This window comes from Burkholderia sp. S-53 (assembly GCF_025560745.1).
GTDB lineage: Bacteria > Pseudomonadota > Gammaproteobacteria > Burkholderiales > Burkholderiaceae > Burkholderia > Burkholderia pyrrocinia.
In genome coordinates this window covers 2,117,592-2,140,229 of record NZ_CP090484.1, presented here as the reverse complement: position 1 = coordinate 2,140,229, position 22,638 = coordinate 2,117,592, and the positions used below count along the sequence as shown (strand labels likewise).

24 protein-coding genes and 1 pseudogene are annotated in these 22,638 nt (G+C 67.0%); 10 read left to right on the top strand and 15 right to left on the bottom strand.

Annotated features, from left to right (window positions below; genetic code table 11):
• Positions 1–40: 40 nt before the first annotated feature.
• The 7 genes and pseudogenes from LXM88_RS31755 to LXM88_RS31725 all read right to left on the bottom strand — a co-directional run bounded on the left by LXM88_RS31755 (position 41) and on the right by LXM88_RS31725 (position 5,406).
• Entirely contained in the window at positions 41–475 is a 435-nt protein-coding gene (locus LXM88_RS31755; protein ID WP_262543388.1) for a GNAT family N-acetyltransferase, read from the bottom strand.
• 196 nt (positions 476–671) lie between these two features.
• Entirely contained in the window at positions 672–1,511 is an 840-nt protein-coding gene (locus LXM88_RS31750; protein WP_262537513.1) for an ABC transporter permease subunit, read from the bottom strand.
• Positions 1,508–2,487: pseudogene (locus LXM88_RS31745) on the bottom strand (ABC transporter permease subunit). The gene LXM88_RS31750 and the pseudogene LXM88_RS31745 overlap by 4 nt, the downstream one beginning before the upstream one ends.
• A gap of 10 nt (positions 2,488–2,497) precedes the next feature.
• Entirely contained in the window at positions 2,498–3,598 is a 1,101-nt protein-coding gene (locus LXM88_RS31740) for an ABC transporter ATP-binding protein (RefSeq protein ID WP_262547012.1), read from the bottom strand.
• Between the two features lie 245 nt (positions 3,599–3,843).
• A complete protein-coding gene (locus tag LXM88_RS31735; RefSeq protein WP_262543386.1) occupies positions 3,844–3,993 on the bottom strand; it encodes a hypothetical protein in 150 nt (49 codons plus the stop codon).
• Between the two features lie 252 nt (positions 3,994–4,245).
• Positions 4,246–4,716 carry a cyanase gene (gene cynS, locus LXM88_RS31730; RefSeq protein ID WP_047901820.1) on the bottom strand — a complete coding sequence of 157 codons (471 nt, stop codon included), beginning with the start codon at positions 4,714–4,716 and terminating at the stop codon, positions 4,246–4,248.
• A gap of 30 nt (positions 4,717–4,746) precedes the next feature.
• The gene (locus LXM88_RS31725; RefSeq protein WP_262543384.1) at positions 4,747–5,406 is read right to left on the bottom strand and encodes a carbonic anhydrase; all 660 of its coding nucleotides are present in this window, start codon (positions 5,404–5,406) and stop codon (positions 4,747–4,749) included.
• Positions 5,407–5,519: 113 nt separating this feature from the next.
• On the opposite strand from LXM88_RS31725, the gene cynR reads away from it, so the two are divergent.
• Entirely contained in the window at positions 5,520–6,452 is a 933-nt protein-coding gene (gene cynR / locus LXM88_RS31720) for a transcriptional regulator CynR (RefSeq protein WP_262543382.1), read from the top strand.
• A gap of 37 nt (positions 6,453–6,489) precedes the next feature.
• On the opposite strand, the gene LXM88_RS31715 is transcribed toward cynR, so the two are convergent.
• Entirely contained in the window at positions 6,490–6,690 is a 201-nt protein-coding gene (locus LXM88_RS31715) for a hypothetical protein (RefSeq protein ID WP_262543381.1), read from the bottom strand.
• Between the two features lie 34 nt (positions 6,691–6,724).
• Positions 6,725–8,044 carry a DUF3422 family protein gene (locus LXM88_RS31710; protein WP_262543379.1) on the bottom strand — a complete coding sequence of 440 codons (1,320 nt, stop codon included), beginning with the start codon at positions 8,042–8,044 and terminating at the stop codon, positions 6,725–6,727.
• A 129-nt stretch (positions 8,045–8,173) separates the two neighbouring features.
• Here LXM88_RS31710 and LXM88_RS31705 point away from each other — a divergent pair, with 129 nt between their 5' ends.
• Positions 8,174–9,049, top strand: coding sequence for a LysR family transcriptional regulator (locus tag LXM88_RS31705; protein WP_059605089.1), 876 nt, complete (start codon positions 8,174–8,176; stop codon positions 9,047–9,049).
• On the opposite strand, the gene LXM88_RS31700 is transcribed toward LXM88_RS31705, so the two are convergent.
• The 3 genes from LXM88_RS31700 to LXM88_RS31690 form a co-directional block, all read right to left on the bottom strand.
• Positions 9,050–9,610 carry a hypothetical protein gene (locus LXM88_RS31700; protein ID WP_262543375.1) on the bottom strand — a complete coding sequence of 187 codons (561 nt, stop codon included), beginning with the start codon at positions 9,608–9,610 and terminating at the stop codon, positions 9,050–9,052.
• Between the two features lie 144 nt (positions 9,611–9,754).
• Positions 9,755–10,105 carry a hypothetical protein gene (locus LXM88_RS31695; RefSeq protein WP_262543374.1) on the bottom strand — a complete coding sequence of 117 codons (351 nt, stop codon included), beginning with the start codon at positions 10,103–10,105 and terminating at the stop codon, positions 9,755–9,757.
• 515 nt (positions 10,106–10,620) lie between these two features.
• Positions 10,621–11,547 (bottom strand): LysR family transcriptional regulator, encoded by a 927-nt coding sequence (locus LXM88_RS31690; protein WP_262543373.1) that lies wholly within the window; start codon positions 11,545–11,547, stop codon positions 10,621–10,623.
• Between the two features lie 413 nt (positions 11,548–11,960).
• Between LXM88_RS31690 and fae the strand changes: the two genes are divergently transcribed.
• The 4 genes from fae (at position 11,961) to LXM88_RS31670 (ending at position 16,526) form a co-directional block, all read left to right on the top strand.
• The gene (fae, locus tag LXM88_RS31685; protein WP_031397394.1) at positions 11,961–12,485 is read left to right on the top strand and encodes a formaldehyde-activating enzyme; all 525 of its coding nucleotides are present in this window, start codon (positions 11,961–11,963) and stop codon (positions 12,483–12,485) included.
• Positions 12,486–12,525: 40 nt separating this feature from the next.
• Positions 12,526–13,548 carry an aldo/keto reductase gene (locus LXM88_RS31680; RefSeq protein WP_262543372.1) on the top strand — a complete coding sequence of 341 codons (1,023 nt, stop codon included), beginning with the start codon at positions 12,526–12,528 and terminating at the stop codon, positions 13,546–13,548.
• A 30-nt stretch (positions 13,549–13,578) separates the two neighbouring features.
• Positions 13,579–15,030 (top strand): NAD-dependent succinate-semialdehyde dehydrogenase, encoded by a 1,452-nt coding sequence (locus tag LXM88_RS31675; RefSeq protein WP_262543371.1) that lies wholly within the window; start codon positions 13,579–13,581, stop codon positions 15,028–15,030.
• Between the two features lie 161 nt (positions 15,031–15,191).
• Entirely contained in the window at positions 15,192–16,526 is a 1,335-nt protein-coding gene (locus LXM88_RS31670) for an MFS transporter (protein WP_262547010.1), read from the top strand.
• Between the two features lie 182 nt (positions 16,527–16,708).
• Here LXM88_RS31670 and LXM88_RS31665 read toward each other — a convergent pair whose 3' ends face one another.
• Together LXM88_RS31665 and LXM88_RS31660 are read right to left on the bottom strand one after the other, a co-directional pair.
• On the bottom strand, positions 16,709–17,008 hold the full coding sequence (locus tag LXM88_RS31665; RefSeq protein ID WP_262543370.1) for a type II toxin-antitoxin system RelE/ParE family toxin: 300 nt from the start codon (positions 17,006–17,008) through the stop codon (positions 16,709–16,711).
• A complete protein-coding gene (locus tag LXM88_RS31660; protein ID WP_262543369.1) occupies positions 17,005–17,262 on the bottom strand; it encodes a type II toxin-antitoxin system ParD family antitoxin in 258 nt (85 codons plus the stop codon). The genes LXM88_RS31665 and LXM88_RS31660 overlap by 4 nt, the downstream gene beginning before the upstream one ends.
• Positions 17,263–17,675: 413 nt before the next feature.
• On the opposite strand from LXM88_RS31660, the gene LXM88_RS31655 reads away from it, so the two are divergent.
• Together LXM88_RS31655 and LXM88_RS31650 are read left to right on the top strand one after the other, a co-directional pair.
• Positions 17,676–18,401, top strand: coding sequence for a hypothetical protein (locus LXM88_RS31655; protein ID WP_262543368.1), 726 nt, complete (start codon positions 17,676–17,678; stop codon positions 18,399–18,401).
• Positions 18,398–18,763: a hypothetical protein gene (locus LXM88_RS31650; RefSeq protein ID WP_262543367.1), complete on the top strand. Its 366-nt coding sequence runs from the start codon at positions 18,398–18,400 to the stop codon at positions 18,761–18,763. The genes LXM88_RS31655 and LXM88_RS31650 overlap by 4 nt, the downstream gene beginning before the upstream one ends.
• Positions 18,764–18,858: 95 nt before the next feature.
• Here LXM88_RS31650 and LXM88_RS31645 read toward each other — a convergent pair whose 3' ends face one another.
• A complete protein-coding gene (locus LXM88_RS31645; protein ID WP_262543366.1) occupies positions 18,859–19,734 on the bottom strand; it encodes a LysR substrate-binding domain-containing protein in 876 nt (291 codons plus the stop codon).
• A 225-nt stretch (positions 19,735–19,959) separates the two neighbouring features.
• Here LXM88_RS31645 and LXM88_RS31640 point away from each other — a divergent pair, with 225 nt between their 5' ends.
• Both LXM88_RS31640 and aldA read left to right on the top strand, forming a co-directional pair.
• On the top strand, positions 19,960–20,898 hold the full coding sequence (locus LXM88_RS31640; protein ID WP_262547008.1) for a LysR substrate-binding domain-containing protein: 939 nt from the start codon (positions 19,960–19,962) through the stop codon (positions 20,896–20,898).
• 315 nt (positions 20,899–21,213) lie between these two features.
• Positions 21,214–22,638 carry an aldehyde dehydrogenase gene (aldA, locus tag LXM88_RS31635; protein ID WP_262543365.1) on the top strand — a complete coding sequence of 475 codons (1,425 nt, stop codon included), beginning with the start codon at positions 21,214–21,216 and terminating at the stop codon, positions 22,636–22,638.

Here is a 22,638-nt window from a genome sequence, read left to right as displayed (position 1 = left end):
GGCAGATGTCAGGAACAAGCCTGCGGCCGGGAACACACGCTTAAAGCACCTTGACCATGAACACGCGGGCGGTGCCTTCCGGCTCGCACGGCACTTCGCCGAAGGTTTCGTAACCCTGTTTCCGGTAGAAGTCCGGCGCCTGGAACGAGATCGTGTACAGCACCGCGCGGGCGCACCCGCGCCGTTTCGCTTCCGCTTCGGCCTCGCGCAGCAGCCGGCTGCCGAATCCGCCGCCGCGCAGCGATTCCGGCAGGTAGAACAGATCGATGAAGAACAGGCCGAGCGACGTCCGGCCGGTGAGGCCGCCCAATACCTCGCCGGTCGCGGGATCGGTCACGTAGATGTCGAGCGCGGCCGCGTCGGCGCGCCCCGTCATCGCATGGTTGAATTCGCCGAGCTTGCGGCTGATGAAGTCGCGTGCGGCCGGCTGCTCCGTGTCGGTCAGTTGAAGGGTCACGTCGGGATGGGTTGTCATCGGATCGGGCGAACGCATGCGTGAAAAGGCCGCCGGGCGTGCAGCACCCGCAGCGGGCGTCGCACGACTATAGCGCGTCGCCCGTGCGCCGGCATGCTGCCGAATCGAGTGCGACCGACGCGGCCGTGGCAAAAGGACGAACGGCGGGCGCATCGCGCGCCCGCCGCTCCGTTTCACGTCGTCACGTTGCGTCGGCTCACGCCACCGCGAACGCCGCCTTCATGTCGGCCACGCGGCGCCGTTCGCGCGCGATCATCATCCGGTTCACGACGATCACGCCGATCGTCACGGCCGTGATGAACAGCGTCGCCAGCGCATTCATCTCCGGGTTCAGCCCGAGCCGCACGCGCGAGAACACCACCAGCGGCAGCGTCGTCGACCCCGGCCCCGACAGGAACGCCGACAGCACCAGGTCGTCGATCGAGAGCGTGAACGACAGCAGCCACCCCGACAGCAGCGCCTGCGAAATCAGCGGCAGCGTCACCACGAAGAACACCTTCAGCGGCGTCGCGCCCAGATCGAGTGCGGCCTCCTCCAGCGACTTGTTCATCTCCTTCACGCGCGACTGCACGATGATCGCCACGTACGACACGCACAGCATCACGTGGCCGATCCAGATCGTCACCATCCCGCGGCCCTTCGGCCAGCCGAACATCTGCTCCAGCGCCACGAACAGCAGCAGCAGCGAGATGCCCTGGATCACTTCCGGAATCACCAGCGGCGCGTTGATCATCCCCGTGTACAGCGTGAAGCCCTTGAAGCGGCCGAAGCGCGCGAGCACGAAACCCGCCCACGTGCCGATCACGACCGACGCGGTGGCCGTCAGCAGGCCGATCTTCAGCGACAGCCACGCGGCGGTCAGCAGCTCGTCGTCCTGCCACAGCGCCGCGTACCACTTCAGCGAGAAGCCCGACCACACCGTCACCAGCTTCGACTCGTTGAACGAGTACACGACCAGGCTGATGATCGGGATGTACAGGAACAGGAAGCCGAAGGCGAGAACGCCCGTCGACAGCGGTTTGCTCGGCTTGATCATTTCGCTTCCTCCAGTTCCTTGACCTGGTAGTACTGGAACAGCGCCATCGGCACCAGCAGCAGCATCACCATCGCGACCGTCACCGCGGACGCCATCGGCCAGTCCATGTTGTTGAAGAATTCATCCCACATCACGCGGCCGATCATCAGCGTGTCGGCCCGCCGAGCAGTTCCGGAATCACGTACTCGCCCACCGCCGGGATGAACACCAGCAGGCTGCCGGCGATGATCCCGTTCTTCGACAGCGGCAGCGTGATCCGCGTGAACGCGACCCACGGCTTCGCACCCAGGTCGTACGCGGCCTCGAGCAGCGTCAGGTCCATCTTCACGAGGTGCGCGTACAGCGGCATCACCATGAACGGCAGGTACGAATAGACCATCCCGATGTAGACGCCCGCATCGCTGTGGTACAGCCGCAGCGGCGTGTGGATGATGCCCAGCGCGATCAGCGTGTGGTTCAGAGGCCGTCGTCCTTCAGGATGCCGATCCATGCGTACACGCGGATCAGGAACGACGTCCAGAACGGCAGCATCACGGCCATCATCAGCACGTTGCGCCGGTTCGGCTCGGCGCGCGCGATGTAGTACGCCATCGGGTAACCGATCAGCAGGCACAGCACCGTCGACACGGCGGCCATCTTCAGCGAGCTGAGGTAGGTCGCGATGTACAGGTCGTCCTGCAGCAGGAACGCGTAGTGCGACAGTTGCAGCGCGAAGTGCACGACGCCGTCCTTCATCTCGACGAGCGACGTGTACGGCGGATGCCCATCACCTGGTCGGCGAAGCTGATCTTCAGCACCAGCACGAACGGCAGCGCGAAGAAGACCGCGAGCCACAGGAACGGCACGCCGATCGCGACGTTGCGGCCGGACGGCAGGAAGCGCGACAGCGCGGCGAAGCGGCCCGGGCGCGACCGGCGCCGGTGCTCGCGGCGCCGGTCGACACCGGCGCGGACGGAGTGGAAGCGGAGGTTCTCATCGTGTCGTCCTCATTGCGTCAGCACGACGCCGCTGGCCGGCGACCACGACACGAACACGTCGTCGTTCCACGAAGGCGCACTGTCGGTCATCAGGTGCGAGCTCGACAGGTTCGACACGACCGTCTTGCCGCTCGGCAAGCGCACGTGATACAGCGAGTAGCTGCCCATGTACGCGATGTCGGTCACGACGCCGCGCGCCCAGTTGTGCTTCGAGCCCGGCTTGTCGCGCGATACGTGCACGCGTTCCGGGCGCACCGAGATGCCGACCGGCATCCCGAGCGGGCCGGTCACGCCGTGGCTCACGTACATCCGTGCTTCGAGGTCGTCGCTCTCGACGAAGATGTGATCGGGCTCGTCCTCGACGACGCGGCCTTCGAACAGGTTCGTCGAGCCGATGAATTCGGCCGAGAAGCGGCTGTTCGGGAATTCGTAGACTTCGCCGGGCGAGCCGATCTGCACGATCTTGCCTTCGCTCATCACCGCGAGGCGGCTCGCCATCGTCATCGCTTCTTCCTGGTCGTGCGTGACCATCACGCAGGTCACGTCGACCTTCTCGATGATGTTCACGAGTTCGAGCTGGGTCTTCTGGCGGATCTTCTTGTCGAGCGCCGACATCGGCTCGTCGAGCAGCAGCAGCTTCGGGCGCTTGACCAGCGAGCGTGCCAGCGCAACGCGTTGCTGCTGGCCACCGGAAAGCTGATGCGGCTTGCGCTTCGCGTACTTGCTCATCTGCACGAGCGCGAGCGCGTCGGCCACGCGCTCCTTGATCTCGTGCTTCGGCGTGCCTTCCTGCTTCAGGCCGAACGCGACGTTCGATTCGACCGTCATGTGCGGGAACAGCGCATACGACTGGAACATCATGTTCACCGGGCGGCGGTACGGCGGCAGCGAAGCGAGGTCTTCGCCGTCGACGAAGATCTTGCCGGAGGTCGCCATTTCAAGCCCGGCGAGCATGCGCAGCAGCGTCGACTTGCCGCAGCCCGAGCTGCCGAGCAGTGCGAACAGTTCGTTTTTCGCGATCGTCAGGTTCACGTTGTCGACGGCCGTGCTGTCGCCGAATTTCTTCACGACGTTTTCGATGCGCACGAAGGCGTCGTTCGGCTTGAGCATTTCCGTCGGCGCGCGATGAACTGCATCAGGTGTACTGAATGAATCCCGTTTCATGATGGTCCGTATTGAACAAGTAAGCGAATGTCAGCGGTCAGGCGCGACAGCCTGCCGGCGCGGCACGCCGCCGTGCGGCGGTCACCGGCGCGACCGGTCGTGCGGTCGCGCAGTGCCGGCGGAGAGGGATCGAGCGATTCCTCATCCGGAACGAATGGCGCAAGGAAGCAGGTGTCGGGGCGGCGCGGCGATCAGCCGCGACCGGCCGTGGTCGTCGCGACGAGCGGCATCGTCGCGTAGCGGCCGTGCCGCATGCGCACGACGAGCCGCGTCGGCTGTTCGGGCGTGGCACCGGCATCGGCCGATGCGCTGGCTGTCATGTTGATTTCATCGGTTTTCATCGGGCTTTCCGCACGTTTCTATCGTCTCCAGTGCGAATTTTTAAACCCGTCAAAAACTTTATGGATCGCGGATTTCCGTTCCGGACATTGAACGGGATCGATGTTTGGGCAGGCGGGGAGAACGGGGGCACGACACGGCCCCGCGCGGCAGCACGGACACCCGGCGGCACGGCAGCCGCCGGGTGGAACGGAGGGTGGGGAAAACGAGCAGCCGGGGCGGCTGCGCCGCGCGCCGTGCCTGCGTCGGAACAGTCAGAACGGCTTGGTCGGCAGGTACTTGCCGTCGAGCGTGATCACCGCGCGCGAACCGCCCTCCGGATCGTCGACCTTCTTCACGTCCAGCCGGAAATTGATCGCGCTGATGATGCCGTCGCCGAACTTCTCGTGGACGAGCGCCTTCAGCGTCGTGCCGTACACCTGCAGCATTTCGTAGAAACGGTAAATGGTCGGGTCGGTCGGCACGCGATCGTCGATGCTGCCGCGCAGCGGAATCGTCTGCAGCAGCAGCACCGCATCGTCGTCGAGGCCGAGCTTGTCGGCGACGACGCGCGCGGCGTCGGCCGGCAGCGCATGCTGGCCGAGCAGCGCGGCCGTGACGAACGCTTCGCTCAGGCCCGTGCCTTCGGTGAGCTGCGCGAACGACAGGTTCTTGCGCGCCTTCGCGAGGACGACGGTCTCGGCAAGCGCGTGGCGGGCGGTCTGACTGTGCTGGGACTGGATCATGGTTATACCTCGTGGTTGGGTGGGAGCAGTTCAGGCCGCGACGGGGAGCGTCGCGGGCGTGGCGCGGACATCGGGATGGTCCGCCAGGGAGACGAACCGGCCGGTCGCGCCGTCGTGGGCATCGATGCAGCCCGATTCGATGTCGTAGACCCAGCCGTGCAGCGCGAGACGCCCTTCTTCGAGCGCGAGCCGCACGGCGGGGTGCGTCTTCAGGTTCGCGAGTTGCGCGACGACGTTCTCGCGCACCATCGAGTCGATTCGCTCGCGTTCGCTGCGATGCGTGCGCGCCTCGTTCACGACGCGCGCCGAATCGGCGTAGCGCAGCCAGTGGCCGACGGCCGGCATGTGATCCATGCACTGGCAGGTCGCGATCGCGGTCATCGCGCCGCAATCGGAATGCCCGCAGATCACGACGTCGGTCACGCGCAGTGCGGCCACCGCGTATTCGACCGATGCCGATACGCCGCCCGGCTCGGGGCCGTATGACGGCACGATGTTGCCGGCATTTCGGATCACGAACAGATCGCCCGGTTCGCGCTGCGTGACGAGTTCGGGTACGAGCCTGCTGTCCGAGCACGAGATGAACAGCGCACGCGGGTTCTGGCTGCGCGCGAGATCGCGGAACAGCGCGACGCGCTCCGGATAGGCGTCGCGCTGGAACTTCAGAAAGCCTTCGATGATGTCCTTCATCGCGTGTTCTCCGGTGTGAGTGAAATCGATGAAGGGCAGGTTACGCCGGACTTCCAATAACGTAAAAGACTGATTTATGATCAACCGGATAAGCACGACTTATAGGAATCGCCATGCTGCTGCGCCATATCAACTACTTCCTGGCCGTCGCCGAACACCGCAGCTTCACGCGCGCAGCCGCCGCGCTGCACGTGTCGCAGCCCGCGCTGTCGCAGCAGATCCGCCAGCTCGAGGAGACGCTCGGCGCGCAACTGTTCGACCGCACCGGGCGCGTCACGCGCTTGACGGACGCTGGCGACGTGTATTTCCGCTATGCGCGGCAGGCATTGCACGATCTCGCGGAAGGCCGGCGTGCCATTCACGACGTGCAGGATCTCAGCCGCGGCTCGCTGCGGATCGCGGTCACGCCGACTTTCACGAGCTATCTCGTCGGGCCGCTGGTCGAGGCGTTTCACGGTCGTTATCCGGAGGTGTCGTTGTCGGTGCGCGAAATGTCGCAGGAGCGCATCGAGGCGCTGCTCGTCGACGACGAGCTCGATGTCGGCATCGCGTTCGATGAAGTGCAGACGGCGGATATCGAAGTGGAAACGCTGCTGGTCGAGACGCTTGCGCTCGTCGTGAACCGTCGGCACGCGCTCGCCGGAAAACGCAAGGCCGGCCTGCGCGCGCTGCACGACGCGCCGCTTGTGCTGCTCACGGCCGAGTTCGCGACGCGCGTGCAGATCGACCGCTATTGCCGCGAGCACGACGTGCGGCCGCGCGTGCTGATGGAGGCGAATTCGCTTGGTGCGGTGATCGAGATCGTGAGCCGCACGAATCTCGCGACGCTGCTGCCCGCGACGATCGCGACCGGGCACGACGATCTCGTCGCCGTTGCGCTCGATCCGGCCGTGCTGCGGCGCACGGCCGTGCTGCTGCAGCGCAAGGGGGCATACCGGAGCGCGGCCGCGCGCGCGTTCGTCGAACTGGCGCTCGCTCAGGGGGCGGGGAAAGCGAAGGGGGAAGGCGAATCACGTCCGGCACGCCGAAAGGCGGCCGGCAAATGAACGCCTGCGTCTTGTCGGATCGACGCGAAGAAACGCGTCAGTTGTAGCCGAGAATCGCCACCGCCGCGACGTCCGGCCGATCGAGCGTATTCCCGACGAGCGACGTCATCGGCTCCTGCAGCACGGCCTGATACGAGCTCACGCGCGCCTCCTCCGGCACGCCGGCTTCATCCGATGCCGGTTCGTCGAACGCATCGAAACCGCTATAAAACCCCGGTTGTTTCTGCGAAAAAGTCATCTCCACTCCTTTCTTCGATTGTGTTGTCTATGTCTTAACCAGCTTGCTTCAACGCCGCCGCTTGCACGGGCGTGCCGTCATGCACGGCCTCCGATCGCGCAAGCTGCGCGCGCGTGCGCCGCGTGATGTGAATCACCGCGAATACCACCGGCGCGATCAGCAGGCCTTCCGCCAGCTCCGGATCGACCGGCAGGTTCATCACGTGCAACGCCTTGAACGCTGCCGTCGCAAGTGACAGCACGTAGTACGAAATAGCCGCCACCGACAGCCCTTCGACCGCGTGCTGCAGATGGAGCTGGTTGCGCGCGGTGCGCTCCATGCCCGCCAGCAGGCGCGTCACGTCCTTTTCCTGCGCGAGGTTCACGCGCGTGCGCAACAGGTCGACCGCGCGTGCGATCCGCGCGGCGATCTGCTCATGGCGCGCCCACACGCTGCGGCACGTCTCCATCGCCGGCGCGAAGCGCCGCTCCATGAATTCGGCGATCGTCGGCATCCCTTCGATACGCTCCTCGCGCAATTCCTGGATGCGCGCCAGCACGAGCTTTTCGTATGCACGCGACGCGCTGAAACGCGCGCCCGAACCCGACAGCGATTCGACCCGCACCGCGAGATGCGTGAGCTTGACGAGCAGCGCCGCGTCGTCGCCGTCGGCGCCGCTCGCGTCCATCCGCTGCATCAGCGCATGCAGTGCCGCGTGGATCTCGTCGAGCTCGCGGCTCATCCGGCGCGCGACGGGCAGCGCGAGCAGCGCCATCATCCGGTACGTTTCGATTTCATAGAGACGCTGCAGCAGGCGGCCGCCCTGCTCCTCGCGGAAATCCTCGTCGACGACGAGAAAGCGCATGAAGCCGTCGTCGCGCACATGCCAGTCGCAGAACACCTTGCCGCCGCCGAGCACGTCGCTGCCGACGAGCGCGGGCCCGTCGATCCAGCGGCGCAGGTCGCCGCAGACGAGCCGCGCGGCATCGCCCGACAGCAGTTCCATCCGCACCGCGACGAAGCGGATGCCGGCGAGCCGCGCGAACCATGCGGCCGGAATGCCTTCGATCGCGAGATCGTCGAAATAGCCGGTGTCGCGACGCGGCGCGACGAACGTAAAGGTCGAGAATTCGGTGTGGCGTTCCCACTTCAGGTGCCAGCCGCACGGCGACTGCACCGCGTAGTGCGTCGCGCCTTCATGCGGCACGGCAATGCCGGTGTCGCGGCACAGCGCGTGCAGCAGCGTTTCGTGGATGTCGGGCTGGCCGTCCGCGTAGATCGCGTAATGCGTGAGCGACACGGCTTCGGCCAGCCGCAGGAACGGCCGCGCATGCAATTCCGCGGCCAGTGCGGCGCGCAACGGATGGTCCATCATCGATACACCACTCTTCCCTGTTCAAGCCTGCGTGCCGGGCAAAACGCCAGCGTGATCGCACTATGGCAGACACACATCGACAATAAAAACGCATAATGCTGATCGTTACGTTCAGTTTTCCTGATACCCATGAAGATGCTCGATCACGACGTGCTGGCCACCGTCGTCGCCGTCGCGGAGACGGGCAACATGACCCGCGCCGCCGAGGCCGTGAACCGCTCGCAGTCGGCCGTGAGCATGCAGATCAAGAGCCTGGAAGACGCGATCGGGCGGCCGCTGTTCGTGCGCAAGCCGCGCAGCATCGTGCTGACGCGCGAAGGCGAGGTGCTGCTGGGATTCGCCAGACGAATGCTGGCGCTGCGCGACGAGGCGTGGGCGGCCGTGGTGCGGCCGGAAGTGACCGGGAAGGTCGTGATCGGCGTGCCGGACGACTATGCGTCGTCGCTGCTGCCGTCGGTCCTGAAGAAATTCTCGGCGACCTACCCGAAGGTCGAGATCCAGGTGATGGGGCTGCCGAGCAGCGCGCTCGCGCCGCTGATCAAGGAAGGCACCGTCGATCTCGTGTGCGGCACGCGCATCAAGGGGCTGACCGGCGACTTCATCCGCCACGAGCCGATGGCGTGGGCCGCGATGACGAACGGGCCGCGCGTGTGGGAAGAACGACCGCTGCCGATCGCGGTGTTCATGCCGGGCAGCGTCGCGCGCGAGAACGCGATCCGCAGCCTCGAACGCGCGAAGGTGCCGTACCGCACCTCGTATGAAAGCCCGAGCCTGCTCGGGCTGCTCAGCATGGTCGAGGCCGGCCTCGCGGTCGCGCCGCTCGCGCGCTGCGCGATTCCCGCGCAACTGTCGATGCTCGGCCGCTCGCACGGACTGCCCGACCTGCCGCCGCTCGAACTGATTCTCGCGCGCAGCACGAAATCGAAGCGGCCGCCGTGCGACTTTCTCGCGGAACAGTTGATGGAAGACCTTCAGCGCCAAACCGGGCAAACCGCCGACGCGTGATCAGCGCGTCGCGCCAAACCCCGCCGCGGCCAGCGCCGCATTGACGTTCGCCGCGACCGCGTCGACGAGTGCTTCGAGCGTATCGCCGCGCACGTGCGCGTGTTCCGGCGCGACATGCTCCGCACGTTGCCAGCCCCACTGCGCGCCCGACGCGACCGACAGCGTCGCGCCGAACCGGTTGCCGTGACGCCGGCCGAAGATGCTCACGCGCCGCTCGTCCAGATATTCCTGCTCGGGCAGACAGAGACGGATCTCGACCGCGACCTGATCGGGATCGTTGACCCGCGCGGTCGGACTGACCGCCTGCGCGAACACCTTGCCGACCCGCAACGTCACGTGACTCTCCCAGGCCGCGAGCGGCCCGCCGGCCGCGTCGACGCGCTCGGTGTCGACCGACCACTGATGCCCGTCGGGCACGACGATCGCCTGATGCAGCAGCACTTCGGCCACGCGGACCGTCGTCAAGAGCTGCCGCGCGAGCTGCCGACCCGACGGCAGCGACACCGTCCGCACGCGTCGGCTTGCCGGCCGCGCGGTACGCACTTCTTCCGTGAAGTACATGGACACTCCGTATTCAGGATCGGCGCCGCGCGCGACGCGGCGCACGAACATCCGCCGCCGGCGGCCGGACAGCACCGCGACCGGCGATCCGGCAGCGATTCAAACGAGCAACAAGCAACGAACGCGCAATGACCGTGCCCCGGCTCACCGGGCCTGCGGGCCGACGCGCAACCGGCGTGCGACGGGCCCGATCACCGCATCGGCCTGCTGCGCGATCAGCATGTGCAGCGTGAAATCCAGATCCTCCGGCGCGATCTCGAAGTGCACATGGATCACGTCGCGCACGGCGCGCGCGCTGACGACATACACGCCGAGCGGCGAATGCAGCAGCGCTGCGAGACGGGCGCGCGCAAGTTCGCCGGAGTCGGCAGTCAGCGTGACGGGCAACTGCAGGCGCGCGCGTGGCGGTGGGAACGGAATGACGTTGTTGCGTGCGCCGGCGGGCAACTGGCGGCCGGCGACATCGAAGGCGGGAACGGGATGAATGAAGGTCATGGAGCGGACGGAAGCCGTCTCGGCTGTTCGACACATGCCCAGCTTAGAAGACGACGCATAAACGCCGTGCAAAAAAACGGCGCGGCGGCGCAAAAAACGGCATGTGGAACGCTGCCCGCCGTCAGCGGGCCGCGCGGCCGGCGGGCTACCGGCTACCGGCTGATGGCTGATGGCTGATGGCTGATGGCTGATGGCGGGTGGCGGGTGGCGGGTGGCTGATGGCTGATGGCTGATGGCTGATGGCTGATGGCTGATGGCTGATGGCTGATGGCGGGTGGCGGGTGGCGGGTGGCGGGTGGCGGGTGGCGGGCGACGGGCGGCGGGCGACGGGCGGTGGGCGGTGGGCGGTGGGCGGTGGGCGGTGGGCGGTGGGCGGTGGGCGGTGGGCGGTGGGCGGTGGGCGGTGGGCGGTGGACGGTGGGCGGTGGGCGGCGAGCGACGTGCGACGTGCGCCAGGATCGAGCCGGTCGCCTCGCGTCAGGCTCGCCCGCCCCCCTGTCGCCCCAGTCGCCCCGCTACGCGAACGCCTCGAGCGACGCACGCCGCCGCTCGTCGACCATCGATTCGATCAGCGACACCAGATCGTCGGTCAGCGGGTCGCAGATGCCGGGCGAGCGATGCAGTTCGAGATCGGCCGCTGGCAGCGGCGGCAGCCCGTCCGTCTCGTCGAGCACGCGCCAGTTCTCGGGCAGCGTGCAGCGATCGATCATCGTCACGGCTGCGCCGTGGTTCACCGCGATCTTGATGCCGGTCGGGCTCTGGCTCGTATAGACGACGTGATACGGCCGCTCGGCCGTCGCGAGCGCCTGCAGCCCGCGTTGCCGGTAGCAGCACGTCTCGGGAAACAGCGCGAGCGGCACCGACACCTGCGGGCCGAGCGCGAAATCCCGATGCGCGGCCCACACGACGTCGTGACGGCCGAGCAACCGTCCGCCCGCATTCGGCCCGTGCCGCACGACGAGCGCGACGTCGAGCTCGCCGGCCTGCAGCCGTTCGAGCAGTTCGAGCGACGTCCGGCATTGCACGTGCAGACGCGCGCCCGGCCGCATCGCATAGAACGACTTCAGCAGGTCGGGCAGCCACAGCTCCGCGTAGTCCTCGGGCAGCCCGAAGCGCACGACGCCGCGGTCGCTGCTCGTCTGCTTCAGCGCGATGATCGCGTCGTTCTGCACCTGGATGATCCGCCGCGCGTGGATCAGGAAATTCTCGCCGTCGCACGACAGTTCGAGCCGCCGGCTGTTGCGCATGAACAGGTGCGTGTCGAGCCGCTCCTCGAGCGTGCGGATGCGCAGGCTGATCGTCGACTGCGTGCGATGCAGTTGCCGGGCCGCCGCGGTGAAGCCGCCGCTTTCGACGACGGCGACGAATGCGCGGATCAGCTCCGGATCGAGCGACGTCAGCTTCGACCAGTCGGGCTTCGAGAAAACGCCGGGCCGCCCCAAGTTTTCCGCGACGACGGAAGTCCCCTTGGGGGCGTGCCCCCCTTGGGGGGGCTGACGCGAAGCGACAGGTTTCTCAATGGCAGCCATCGGAATTACTCGCTTTCGAAAAGAAAAGGGAAGACGAAAGATAGGGCTCGGAGTACGCCGATTGTTGTCCGGATGCGCTCGGCCCTCCAACCCCTGCCCGGGTATGACAAACCCGGAGCCTGCACGCGAGAAACCGCCCGCCGATTCCGCCCCGCATGCCGTCTCGACGGCGGCCGCGGCCCGCCCGGCGGGCGTTTGCGCGCCGGGCTCAGGGCTTTCCCGGAGACGACGAAAACTCATAGCCCGATCAGAAAACATCGATTCACCGGCCGCTGCGCGGCCCACCACAATCGCCTCACACCCAACCTCATCGACGAGACACCGCAATGACCGCATCCCAACCCAGGCAGCTCTACATCGGCGAAGGCTTCGAAGGCCCCGGCGTCAACCTCGCGCACATCAACGTGCTGGTCGGCCCGCGCAACGGCCCGGCCGGGCAGGCATTCGCGACCGCGCTCGCGACGCCGTCGGCCGGCCATGCGCCGTTCGTCGTGATCGCGCAGCCGGGCGTGCCGACCAAGCCGCTCACGCTGTACGTGAACAAGGCGCAGATCGCCGGCGACTTCCACGGCAATGCCACGTGGGGCGCATCGCAGGCCGGCATCGCGAAGGCCGTGGCCGAAGCGCTCGAGAACGGCACGCTGCCGCCCGAAGCGGAAAACGACTGGGTCGTCGTGTCGGCGAACTGGGTCAACCCGCAGACCGACGACCTCGACGCCGTGTTCGAGAACAACTACCGCGCGTGCCGCAACGCGATCGTCGCCGCGATGGAAGGGCTACCGCATCGCGACGCGGTGTTCGCCGCCGCGCGCGACGTGTCGAACCCGTTCTACACGCCGAAAAAGAACTGACAGACAACGCGCGGCCGGCCAGGCCGCACCAGGAGGAAGCATGGAATACGTCCGCCTTGGCCAGTCCGGCCTGAAGGTGTCCCGCCTGTGCCTCGGCACGATGAACATGGGCACGCCCGAGTGGAAGCCGTGGATCTTCGACGAAGCGCAGAGCGAGCCGATCGTGCGCCGCGCGCTCGACGCCGGCGTCAACTTCATCGATCTCGCGGATTTCTATTCGACGGGCGTCGGCGAGGAAGTGGTCGGCCGGATCCTGAAGCGCAACGCGCGCCGCGAGGAGCTCGTCGTGACGACCAAGGTCGGCTACGACATGGGCAGCTACCCGAACGCGGGCGGCCATTCGCGCAAGCACGTGCTCGACGGCATCGACGGTTCGCTGAAGCGGCTCGGGATGGATTACGTCGACATCTTCATGCTGCACTTCTTCGACGTGAACACGCCCGTCGAGGAAACGATGAGCGCGCTGCACGACATCGTGCGCGCGGGCAAGGCGCGCTACATCGGCGTCTCGACGATGTACACGTGGCAGTTCGCGAAGATCATGCAGGCATGCGAACGAAACGGCTGGGACAAGCCGATCAACATGCAGCTGCAGCTCAACCTCGCGTATCGCGAGGAAGAGCGCGAGATGGTGCCGTACTGCATCGACCAGGGCGTCGGCGTGTCGGTATTCAGCCCGCTCGCGCGCGGCCTGCTGACCTGCGAGCCGCAATCGACGCGCAACCAGACCGACTTCTTCACCGCGCAGATGTACGGCGACGCGTCGTCGCTCGCGATCGCCGAATCGGTCGCGAAGGTCGCGAAGCGGCGCGGCGTGCCGCCCGCGCAGATCGCACAGGCATGGGTGCTGGGCCGCCCGGGCATCGCAAGCATGCTGGTCGGTGCGGATTCCGTCGCGCAATTCGACAGCGCGCTCGGTGCGCTCGAAACGCAGCTCACCGAAGATGAACTGCACGAGCTGGAACGCAACTACACGCCGTGCGACCTGATCAACGACTACACGGCCGGCAAGCGCATCGCGCGCGAGTCGCGCCCGGCGCAGGGCAGTTTCGCGGCGGATTGAAGGACCGAGGCAATGAAGGAACGACACACAATGAACGAATTTCTGAGGACCGGCCATTACATCGGCGGTGAATGGCACGAATCGCACGACGCGAGCGACGCGACCTATCCGGTGCTGAACCCGGCGACCGGCGAGACGATCGCGAAGGTCGCGAAGGGCGGCGCCGACGACACGCAGCGCGCGATCGATGCGGCCGCGCACGCGTTTCCCGCGTGGCGCGCGCTGACCGCGAAAGAGCGCGGCGCCCGCGTGAAGCGCTGGGGCGAGCTGATGCTCGAACACCGCGACGCGCTCGCCGAACTGCTGACACGCGAACAGGGCAAGCCGCTCGCGGAAGCGCGCGGCGAAGTCGCGTATGCGGCGAGCTTTCTCGAATGGTTCGCGGAAGAAGCGAAGCGCATGTACGGCGACGTGATCCCGAGCCCGAAGCCGAACGCGCAGATCGTCGTCACGCGCGAGCCGGTCGGCGTCGTCGCGGCGATCACGCCGTGGAATTTCCCGCTCGCGATGATCACGCGCAAGGCCGGCCCCGCGCTCGCGGCCGGCTGCACGATGGTGCTGAAGCCTTCCGAAGAAACGCCGCTGTCGGCATTCGCGCTCGCGGTGCTCGCCGAGCGCGCGGGCGTGCCGGCCGGCGTGTTCAACGTCGTGTCGGGCGATGCGGTCGCGATCGGCGAGACGCTGACGAGCTCGACCGTCGTGCGCAAGCTGTCGTTCACGGGTTCGACGCGGGTCGGCAAGCTGCTCGCGAAGCAGTCGGCCGACACGCTGAAAAAGCTGTCGCTCGAACTCGGCGGCAACGCGCCGTTCATCGTGTTCGACGATGCCGATCTGGATGCGGCAGTCGAAGGTGCGATCGCGTCGAAGTTCCGCAACACCGGCCAGACCTGCGTGTGCGTGAACCGCTTCCTCGTGCAGGACGGCGTGTACGACGCGTTCACGCGCAAGCTCGCGGATGCCGTGCGCAAGCTGCGCGTCGGCAACGCGCTCGCGGGCGACGTCGACCAGGGGCCGCTGATCAACGAAGCGGCGCTCGGCAAAGTCGAACGGCACGTCGCCGATGCGGCCGCGAAGGGCGCAAGCGTGCTCACCGGCGGCAAGCGTCACGCGCTCGGCGGCACGTTCTACGAGCCGACCGTGCTGACCGGCATGACGCCCGACATGCTGATCGCCGAAGAGGAAACCTTCGGCCCCGTCGCCGGCTGCTTCCGCTTCACGACCGAGGAACAAGCCATCGCCGCGGCCAACGACACGCCGTTCGGGCTGTCCGCGTACTTCTACACGCGCGACCTCGGCCGCGCGTGGCGCGTGTCGGGTGCGCTGGAAAGCGGGATGGTCGGCGTCAACGACGGGATCATCTCGACCGAAGTCGCGCCGTTCGGCGGCGTCAAGCAATCGGGGCTCGGCCGCGAAGGCTCGAAGTACGGCCTCGACGAATACGTGGAACTCAAGTACACGCTGATGGCCGGCCTCGGCCGCTGACCGCCGACCGCTCTCCGCGGTCGATCCGCGCCGCGCGCCGCCCGGCCGCGCGGCGCCCCGCACGGCTCTCGCGACGTCGTCCGACGCCCGCGCACCGCATGCATAACAAATCCGGAGGCAGCTTGACCCAAGCCAACGTTCAATCCGGCACCGCGCGCGCGTTGCCGCTGTCGCGCGGCGCCGATGCGCCGCACCGCCCCGTCGCGCTCGACGACGTGCCGCTCAACCGTTTCCACGTGAAGATCGCGGGCTTGACGTTCGGCGCGCATTTCACCGAGGGCTATACGCTCGGCACGGTCGGCTATGCGCTCGCCGCACTCGGCCGGCAGATGCCGATCGACGCGTTCTGGATGGGGATGATCGGCAGCTCGGCGCTGATCGGCATCTTCTTCGGCAGTCTCGTGTTCGGCTGGCTGTCCGACCGGATGGGCCGGCAGAAGATCTTCCTGACGAGTTTCGTGATCATCACCGCGGCCGCGTTCGCGCAGTTCTTCGTGAGCTCGCCGCTCGAACTGTGCGTGCTGCGCGTGCTGATCGGTTTCGGGATGGGCGGCGACTTCACGGTCGGCCACGCGATCCTCGCCGAATTCTCGCCGCGCAAGCATCGCGGCGCGCTGCTCGGTTCGTTCAGCGTGATCTGGACGATCGGCTATGTCGCCGCGAACGTGCTCGGCCTCGCGTACAGCGACGCCGCGCCCGATGCATGGCGCTGGCTGCTCGCGTCGGCCGCGCTGCCCGCGCTGATCGTGCTGGTGCTGCGGGTCGGCACGCCCGAATCGCCGCGCTGGCTGCTCGGCAAGGGCCGCGTGCAGGAAGCGCGCGCGATCGTCGCGAAGCATTTCGGGCCGCACGTGATGCTCGACGGCTCGACCGAACCGCATGCGAATGCGGGCTTCTCGCGACTGTTCCAGCGCGACCTGATCCGCCGGACGGTCTTCAACTGCGCGTTTTTCGTGTGTCTCGTGATTCCGTATTTCGCGATCTACACGTTCCTGCCGACGATCCTGAAGACGATCGGCCTTGCCGAAGGCTTCGGCGCGGACCTGCTGCTGAACGCGTTCCTCGTGCTGGGTGCGCTGATCGGCATCTGGCTGACGATCCGGCTGTCGCGGCGCGGCTTCCTGATCGGCTCGTTCGCGGTGACGTGCGCGTCGCTCGTCGCGCTGGCAGTGCTGCCGTCGTCGGCCGCGCTCGCGATGATCGTCGCGTTCGCGATCTTCACGCTGACGATGTCGGCATTCAGCAACCTCGTCGGCGTGTTCCCGCCCGAGTGCTTCCCGACCGAAGTGCGCGCGAGCGGCGTCGGGCTGGCGATCGCGTGCAGCCGGCTCGGTTCGGCGATCGGCACGTTCCTGCTGCCGGTCGGCATCGCGACGCTCGGCTTTCACGCGACGATGTTCGCGCTGGCCGGCGTGCTGCTGGTGGGGATGATCGTGTCGATCGCGTGGGCGCCGGAGACGAAGCACCTGACGCTGGAGGAGGCGTCGGGGCATTGATGACGGAGGCAGGCTTCATGCTTGCCTGCGTCGTCGCGCTCGGGGCTTTCGCATCGTCACACGGCTCATGAGCCGCGGCGATGCGGAATGCGATTTGAACGAACCCGGCCGAGGCCGGGTTCATGCATTCTGGCTGGTGGTTTTTCGAGTTCCCGGCCGGCCGACGGGGTTGGCGATATCGCTCAGAACAGAATCGATGCGTAGTCCCGCGCGCCGTGCAGGATGTGGAGGATATCGATCCGCGTCGGCGGATCGCCAACTACCCGATAGAAGATCTGGTAGTTGCCGTACACGCGGTGCCGCACGCCGTGGCGCTCGAAACGCGGCACGAGCGGAAACGCCAACGGCATCCCGGCCAGGCCCAGACACTTGTCGCGAATTTCCCGCACGAAGGTCATGGCTCGTTGCGGATTGTCACGCGCGATGTAATCGGCAATCGCTTCGAGTTCGGCAATCGCGAAGTCCGACAGGCGGACGGTCATGCCTGACGATTCGCCTGCGCCCGATACTTCGCTTCGAGGCGATCGAATACTTCCTCCGCATCCGCGCCGCGTCCTGCTTCCGCATCGGCGAGGCTGCGCGCGATGACTGCGTCCAGCGCATTCAGTTGCGCCTCGCGATCCTGAATCAGGCGCACGCCTTCCCGCAGCACTTCGCTCTTGGAACCGTAACGCCCCGATTCGACCAGCTTCGCGACGTAAGCCTCCAGTTGCTGGCCCAGTTCGGCACTGATCATGTCGACCTCCCGACGGCATTGAATTCGATGCATGCAGGGTAACCCGGTTATCAACAGTTATCAAGAGAATGAACTCCAGTCGGATCGGCACGAATGCGGGCGCCGCCATCGGGCCGATGGACGGAACGGGACCGCGCCGGGCCGCTGCAGCGGCGCCCGGCGTTCATCCGGTTCTCGCCTGCTTTCAGGTAGCCTTGCCGGGCCCGCCCGGTGCGAACGACGATCATGATTGAAGACGTCGTCACGCCACAACCCGGCCTGAAGGTCTATCCGTCCGATGCATTCGTCTTCGCCGAGCCCGCTGCCGGGCTCGCGCGTCACCTGCATCCGCTCGTTCGACCTGGCCGTTCGGCGGACTCGGCCCGCCGGATTCGCGGCGATATGCTGGGGTTTTCCGCTTTTCGCCCGCCACCATGCCCGCCCGCCTTGTCGATCTCAGCCATGTCCTGCCGTACGAGACGACGTACTTCGACGATCGGCTGGCGATCGAACGAAACGATCTGGATATCTCCGCGTTGCTGGGCGTGGACCGTCACGTTTCCGACGAGTTGCTCGTCTCGTTATGCGGCGCGCCGGCCCGGTCGGACGTCCAGGCCTATCTCGACAGTGCCGGCAAATTGACGTTCGCCATCACCCACCCGACGCTGATCCGATCGGAAAACCGGATATCGGTATTCCGAACCGTTGATACGCGGGTGCTCGAACTCCGTGCAATCGATCTGGCCGACGGCGCGGTCGCCGGACTCGGCGCGGCAATGCTCTGGAGGATCGTTCGGGCGTGTGATACGTTGGACATCACCCGGATCAGCGCTTTGGCGATGGGCGGCCGCAAAGCGCCGCCGGAACCCGGCGGGCCTCGGCTCCATGGATACTACGCGTGGCCGAGGTTCGGATTCGATGCGCCCATTCCAGGTGCGCATGCGGACGAAGCCGCCCTGTTCCAGTATTTCCAGGGGTATCCGGTCGGGTTGGCCGACGGGTCGCTTCGATCCCTGCGCACGCTCTATGCGACCCGGGTCGGGCGAGACTTCTGGCGAGTCGCCGGATCACATCGGTGGGTGACATTCGACGTTGCGCCGCATGGCGCATCCGTGTTGACACTGCGGGATTACTTGATCGAGAAGGGGATTTACGAATGACGGAAAAGCACAGCCGAATCGCCGGATTCCGGATCGCGCGACCGTCGGTGGCGCGCAGTCGTACGAGCGGGAATCGTCTCATCTGGCGCGCGGAAATGAGGCGACTCCTCGAAGCATTCGTCGCGAACGAACTCCGTCGCAGTCTCGCGCGCACGTCCGCCGCCGAGTCGGTCGCACAGCCGCCCCGCGAGCCGACGCCCCCGCTGCCGAGAAAAGTCTTCAACGTGGGACGCATCGATCCGTCGAAGTGCACGTTGCCCATCATCTCGGAAGCCGAAGCCAAAGCGATCGGGGGCCGGGAAACGTTCATGCATTTCGGCCTGGATCCCGATCTGTACACCGCAACGTGTGACACTCTCTGACAGATCGGGATGGGAGGATCGCCGTGTGAACGATCGACGCACATCGTCGTCATGATCGACGCCGCATCGCGATCCAAATGCCTCCGCCCCCGCCCCTACCCCCTCCTCGCCGCCTGCCCCCGCAACCACGCGGCGAACGCCGTCACATGCTCGACCGCGACGCTCTCCGGCTCGACATCGAGCCAATAGCCGAACGGCCCGATCGGCTGCACCGGCGACAACCGCACGAGACTGCCCTCGCCGATCTCCTCCTCGATCATGTTCAGGTCGACCACCGCGAGCCCCGCGCCCTTGCGCGCCGCGCGGATCGCCTGTTCGAGCGTCGAGAACTCGATGCCGTCGCCGATCCGCTCGACGTCGAAGCCCGCCTGCTCGCACCAGTCGGCCCACAGCGTCAGGCGCTTGCCTTCGTGCAGCACATGCAGCGACGGCAAGCGGCCGAACAGCGCATCGAGCGCATCGCCGCGATAGCGCGGCGCACCGACGAGCGCATGCCGCTCCATCATCAGCAGTTCCGACTGCATCCCCGGCCGCGCCGCGCGCCCGAAGCGGATGTGGCAATGGCAATCGTCGGCCGGCTCCGTGCGGATCGACAGCTCGACGTCCGGCAACGCCTCCGCGAGCGTGCCGAGCCGCGGCGAAAACCACTGCGTCGCGAACGTCGGCGGCAGCGACACCGTGAGGCGCCGCTTCGCACCCGGCCGCGCGGCGGCGACCTCGCCGACACCGCGCTCGATCGTGTCGAACGCCTGTCCGACGAACGGCAGCAACCGCTGGCCCGCATCGGTCAGACGCACGCCCTTGTGATCGCGCTCGAACAGGCGCGCGCCGAGCGCTTCCTCGAGCAGCCGGATCTGCCGGCTTACCGCGCCTTGCGTCACGCACAGCGACACCGCCGCGCGATTGAAGCTCAGATGACGCGCGGTCTCCTCGAAAAATCGCAGTGCGATCAGCGATGGCAGGCGTCGCATGATGTGTGTCCCTCTCGTTCGTGTTGTTGCCGGCCGGCCCAGCCGGCCATCCTGCGGGCAGCTTTATCGCAAAAAAATGCACCGACCGTCAGGCCGTGAAAACCCCGATGTCCGGTGCGCGCGGCTCGGGGCGCCCGCCTCACCGTTGATCGTCCCCGCCTCGCCGGCCGCCCGCCTACAATAAGCATCCCGCACCACACACGACACCGCCCCGTGAGACGCAAGATGCCGGCGCTTAACGCGCTGAAAGCCTTCGAGATGGCCGGCCGCACCGGCAGCTTCACGCGCGCGGCCGAGCTGCTCAACGTGACGCAGAGCGCGGTGAGCCGCCAGGTTCGCCAGCTCGAAGGCCAGCTCGGCGAAACGCTGCTCGAGCGCCGCCATCACCAGCTCGAACTGACGGCGGCCGGCCGCGTGCTGCTGCGCGCACTGCAGCAGTCGTTCGACAAGATCGAACTGACCGTGCGCAGCCTGCAGGAAAAAACCCACCTGAACCGCCTGCGCGCGAACGTGCCGCCGACCTTTGCCGCACGCTGGCTGATGCCGCGCCTCGGCCGGCTGCGCGACGCGCATCCCGAATTCGAACTGAGCCTCACGACGCGCATTCACGACAGCCTCGGCGAATCGCGCGTGCTCGACTGCGCGATCCGGTTTGGCGACGGCGAATGGGACGGCTTCGACAATGCGCTGCTGATGCAGGAGCAGCATATCGCCGTCTGCGCGCCCGCGCTGTATGCACGGCTGCGACAGGAGGGCGCGCCGATCGACCTGAACCGCTTCACGCTGCTGCACGTGCTCGCGACCGACGACCAGCGCTACCTGACCTGGCAACACTGGCTGAAGGCAGCCGGCATCACCGACGTCGACACGCGCGGCGGCTACGAATTCGACCTGCTCGACCACGCGATCCGCGCGGCGATCGACGGCCTCGGGATCACGATCGCCGACCGCCACATGGTCGCGCGCGAGCTTGCGACCGGGCAACTGATGCAGGTGCTCAACGTGCATGTCGACGGCCACCAGTCGTACTGGTTCGTCACGCGGCCCGAGCAGACGAACCTGCCGCACATCGTGCAGTTCCGCGACTGGCTGCAGCAGGAAGTGTGGCTCGCGAAGCGCCACCTCGAACCGTCGTCGCCGCTGCCGCAGGTGCCGCTGGCCTGACGCTCGATCCGGCCCCGACTGACCTCGATCGCCGGCCGCGGGCGACACCTTACCGGCTCCCGCGCCCGCTCGCATTCGGACCAGTCGGAAAATGCGGTCCGGCCACCGCGCGCGCTCCATCCCGCCACTGCCGCACCGGCCTTGCCGGACGAGCGATTCCAGCCGATTCGTCGAGTAACGTGCGTTTTTCTCATGCTCGACGCGAAAATAAGTCGTTTGTCGTGCGCTAAACGCATGACCAGAATGGCCTCTGTCCCGTGCCGCGCGTTTCGCCGCCCGAAGCGATCCGCCCGCATCCATCGGAGGAGCCACTTCATGCGCATCGAACGCAACTACGTCAACGGCCGTTTCGTCGTCCCGGAAAGCGACGCGACCATCGTCGTCCACAATCCCGCCACCGAAGCGCCGTTCGCGCGCGTGCCGGCCGCGACGCCGGCCGACGCGCTCGCCGCCGTCGACGCCGCGGCCGCCGCGCAAAAAGCCTGGCGCAAGCTGCCGAGCGCCGAGCGCGCCGCGTACCTGCACCGCTTCGCCGATGCGCTGACCGCACGCGCGCCCGACATCGGCGCGGCGCTCGCGCAGGAATCCGGCAAGAGCGTCGAGGACGCATCGAACGAAGCCGTCTACGCCGGCCAGATCACGCGCTACCACGCCGAGTGGGCGCGCCGGATCGAGGGCGAGATCATCCCGAGCGACACGCCCGACGAGAACCTGTTCCTGCAGCGCGAGCCGATCGGCGTCGTCGCGTGCCTGATCCCGTTCAACTATCCCGTCTACACGCTGCTGCGCAAGGTCGCGCCCGCGCTGATCGCCGGCAACACCGTGGTCGTGCGGCCGAGCAACCACACGCCGGTGTCGGCGTTCGAGATCGCGAAGGCCGCCGACGACGCGGGTTTCCCGCCGGGCGTCGTCAACATCCTGACGATGGACCACGCAACGGCAGAGGCGCTGTGCACGCATCCGGCGGTCGGGATGATCACGCTGACGGGCAGCGTGAACGCGGGCCGCAAGGTGCTCGACTACTGCAAGGCGAACATCGCGAAGCCGTCGCTCGAACTCGGCGGCAAGACGCCCGCGATCATCGAGCCCGACGCCGACCTCGAACGCGCGGCCGCCGCGCTCGTCGCATCGAAGACGACCCATTGCGGCCAGCTGTGCACGGCCATCGAACGCGTGTACGTGCACGACAGCGTGCACGACCGCTTCGTCGCGCTGCTCAAGGAAAAGATGGGCGCCGTACGCAGCGGCAACCGCGCGGCCGATCCGTCGAACATGGGTCCGCTCGTCAGCGCGTCGGCGCGCGCGCACATCCACGGGATGGTCGAACGCGCGGTCGCGGCAGGCGCGACGCTCGAAACCGGCGGCGCGATCCCCGACGGCCCCGGCTTCTTCTACCCGGCCACGCTGCTGACGAACTGCCGGCAGGACATGGAGATCGTGCAGGAGGAAACCTTCGGCCCGATCATGCCCGTGCTGCGCTACTCGACGATCGACGAAGCCATCGGCTTCGCGAACGACCACCAGTTCGGGCTGTCGTCGGTGCTGTACACCGAGCACTACCGCACCGCGATGACCGTCGCGAACGCGATCGAGGCGGGCGAGCTGTACGTGAACCGCACGCCGGCCGATCCGTACCAGGGCTTCCACGCCGGCTGGAAGCGCTCGGGTCTCGGCGGCGACGACGGCAAGCACGGGATGCTCGAATTCACGCAGACGCGCCTCGTCGTCATGAAGTACTGA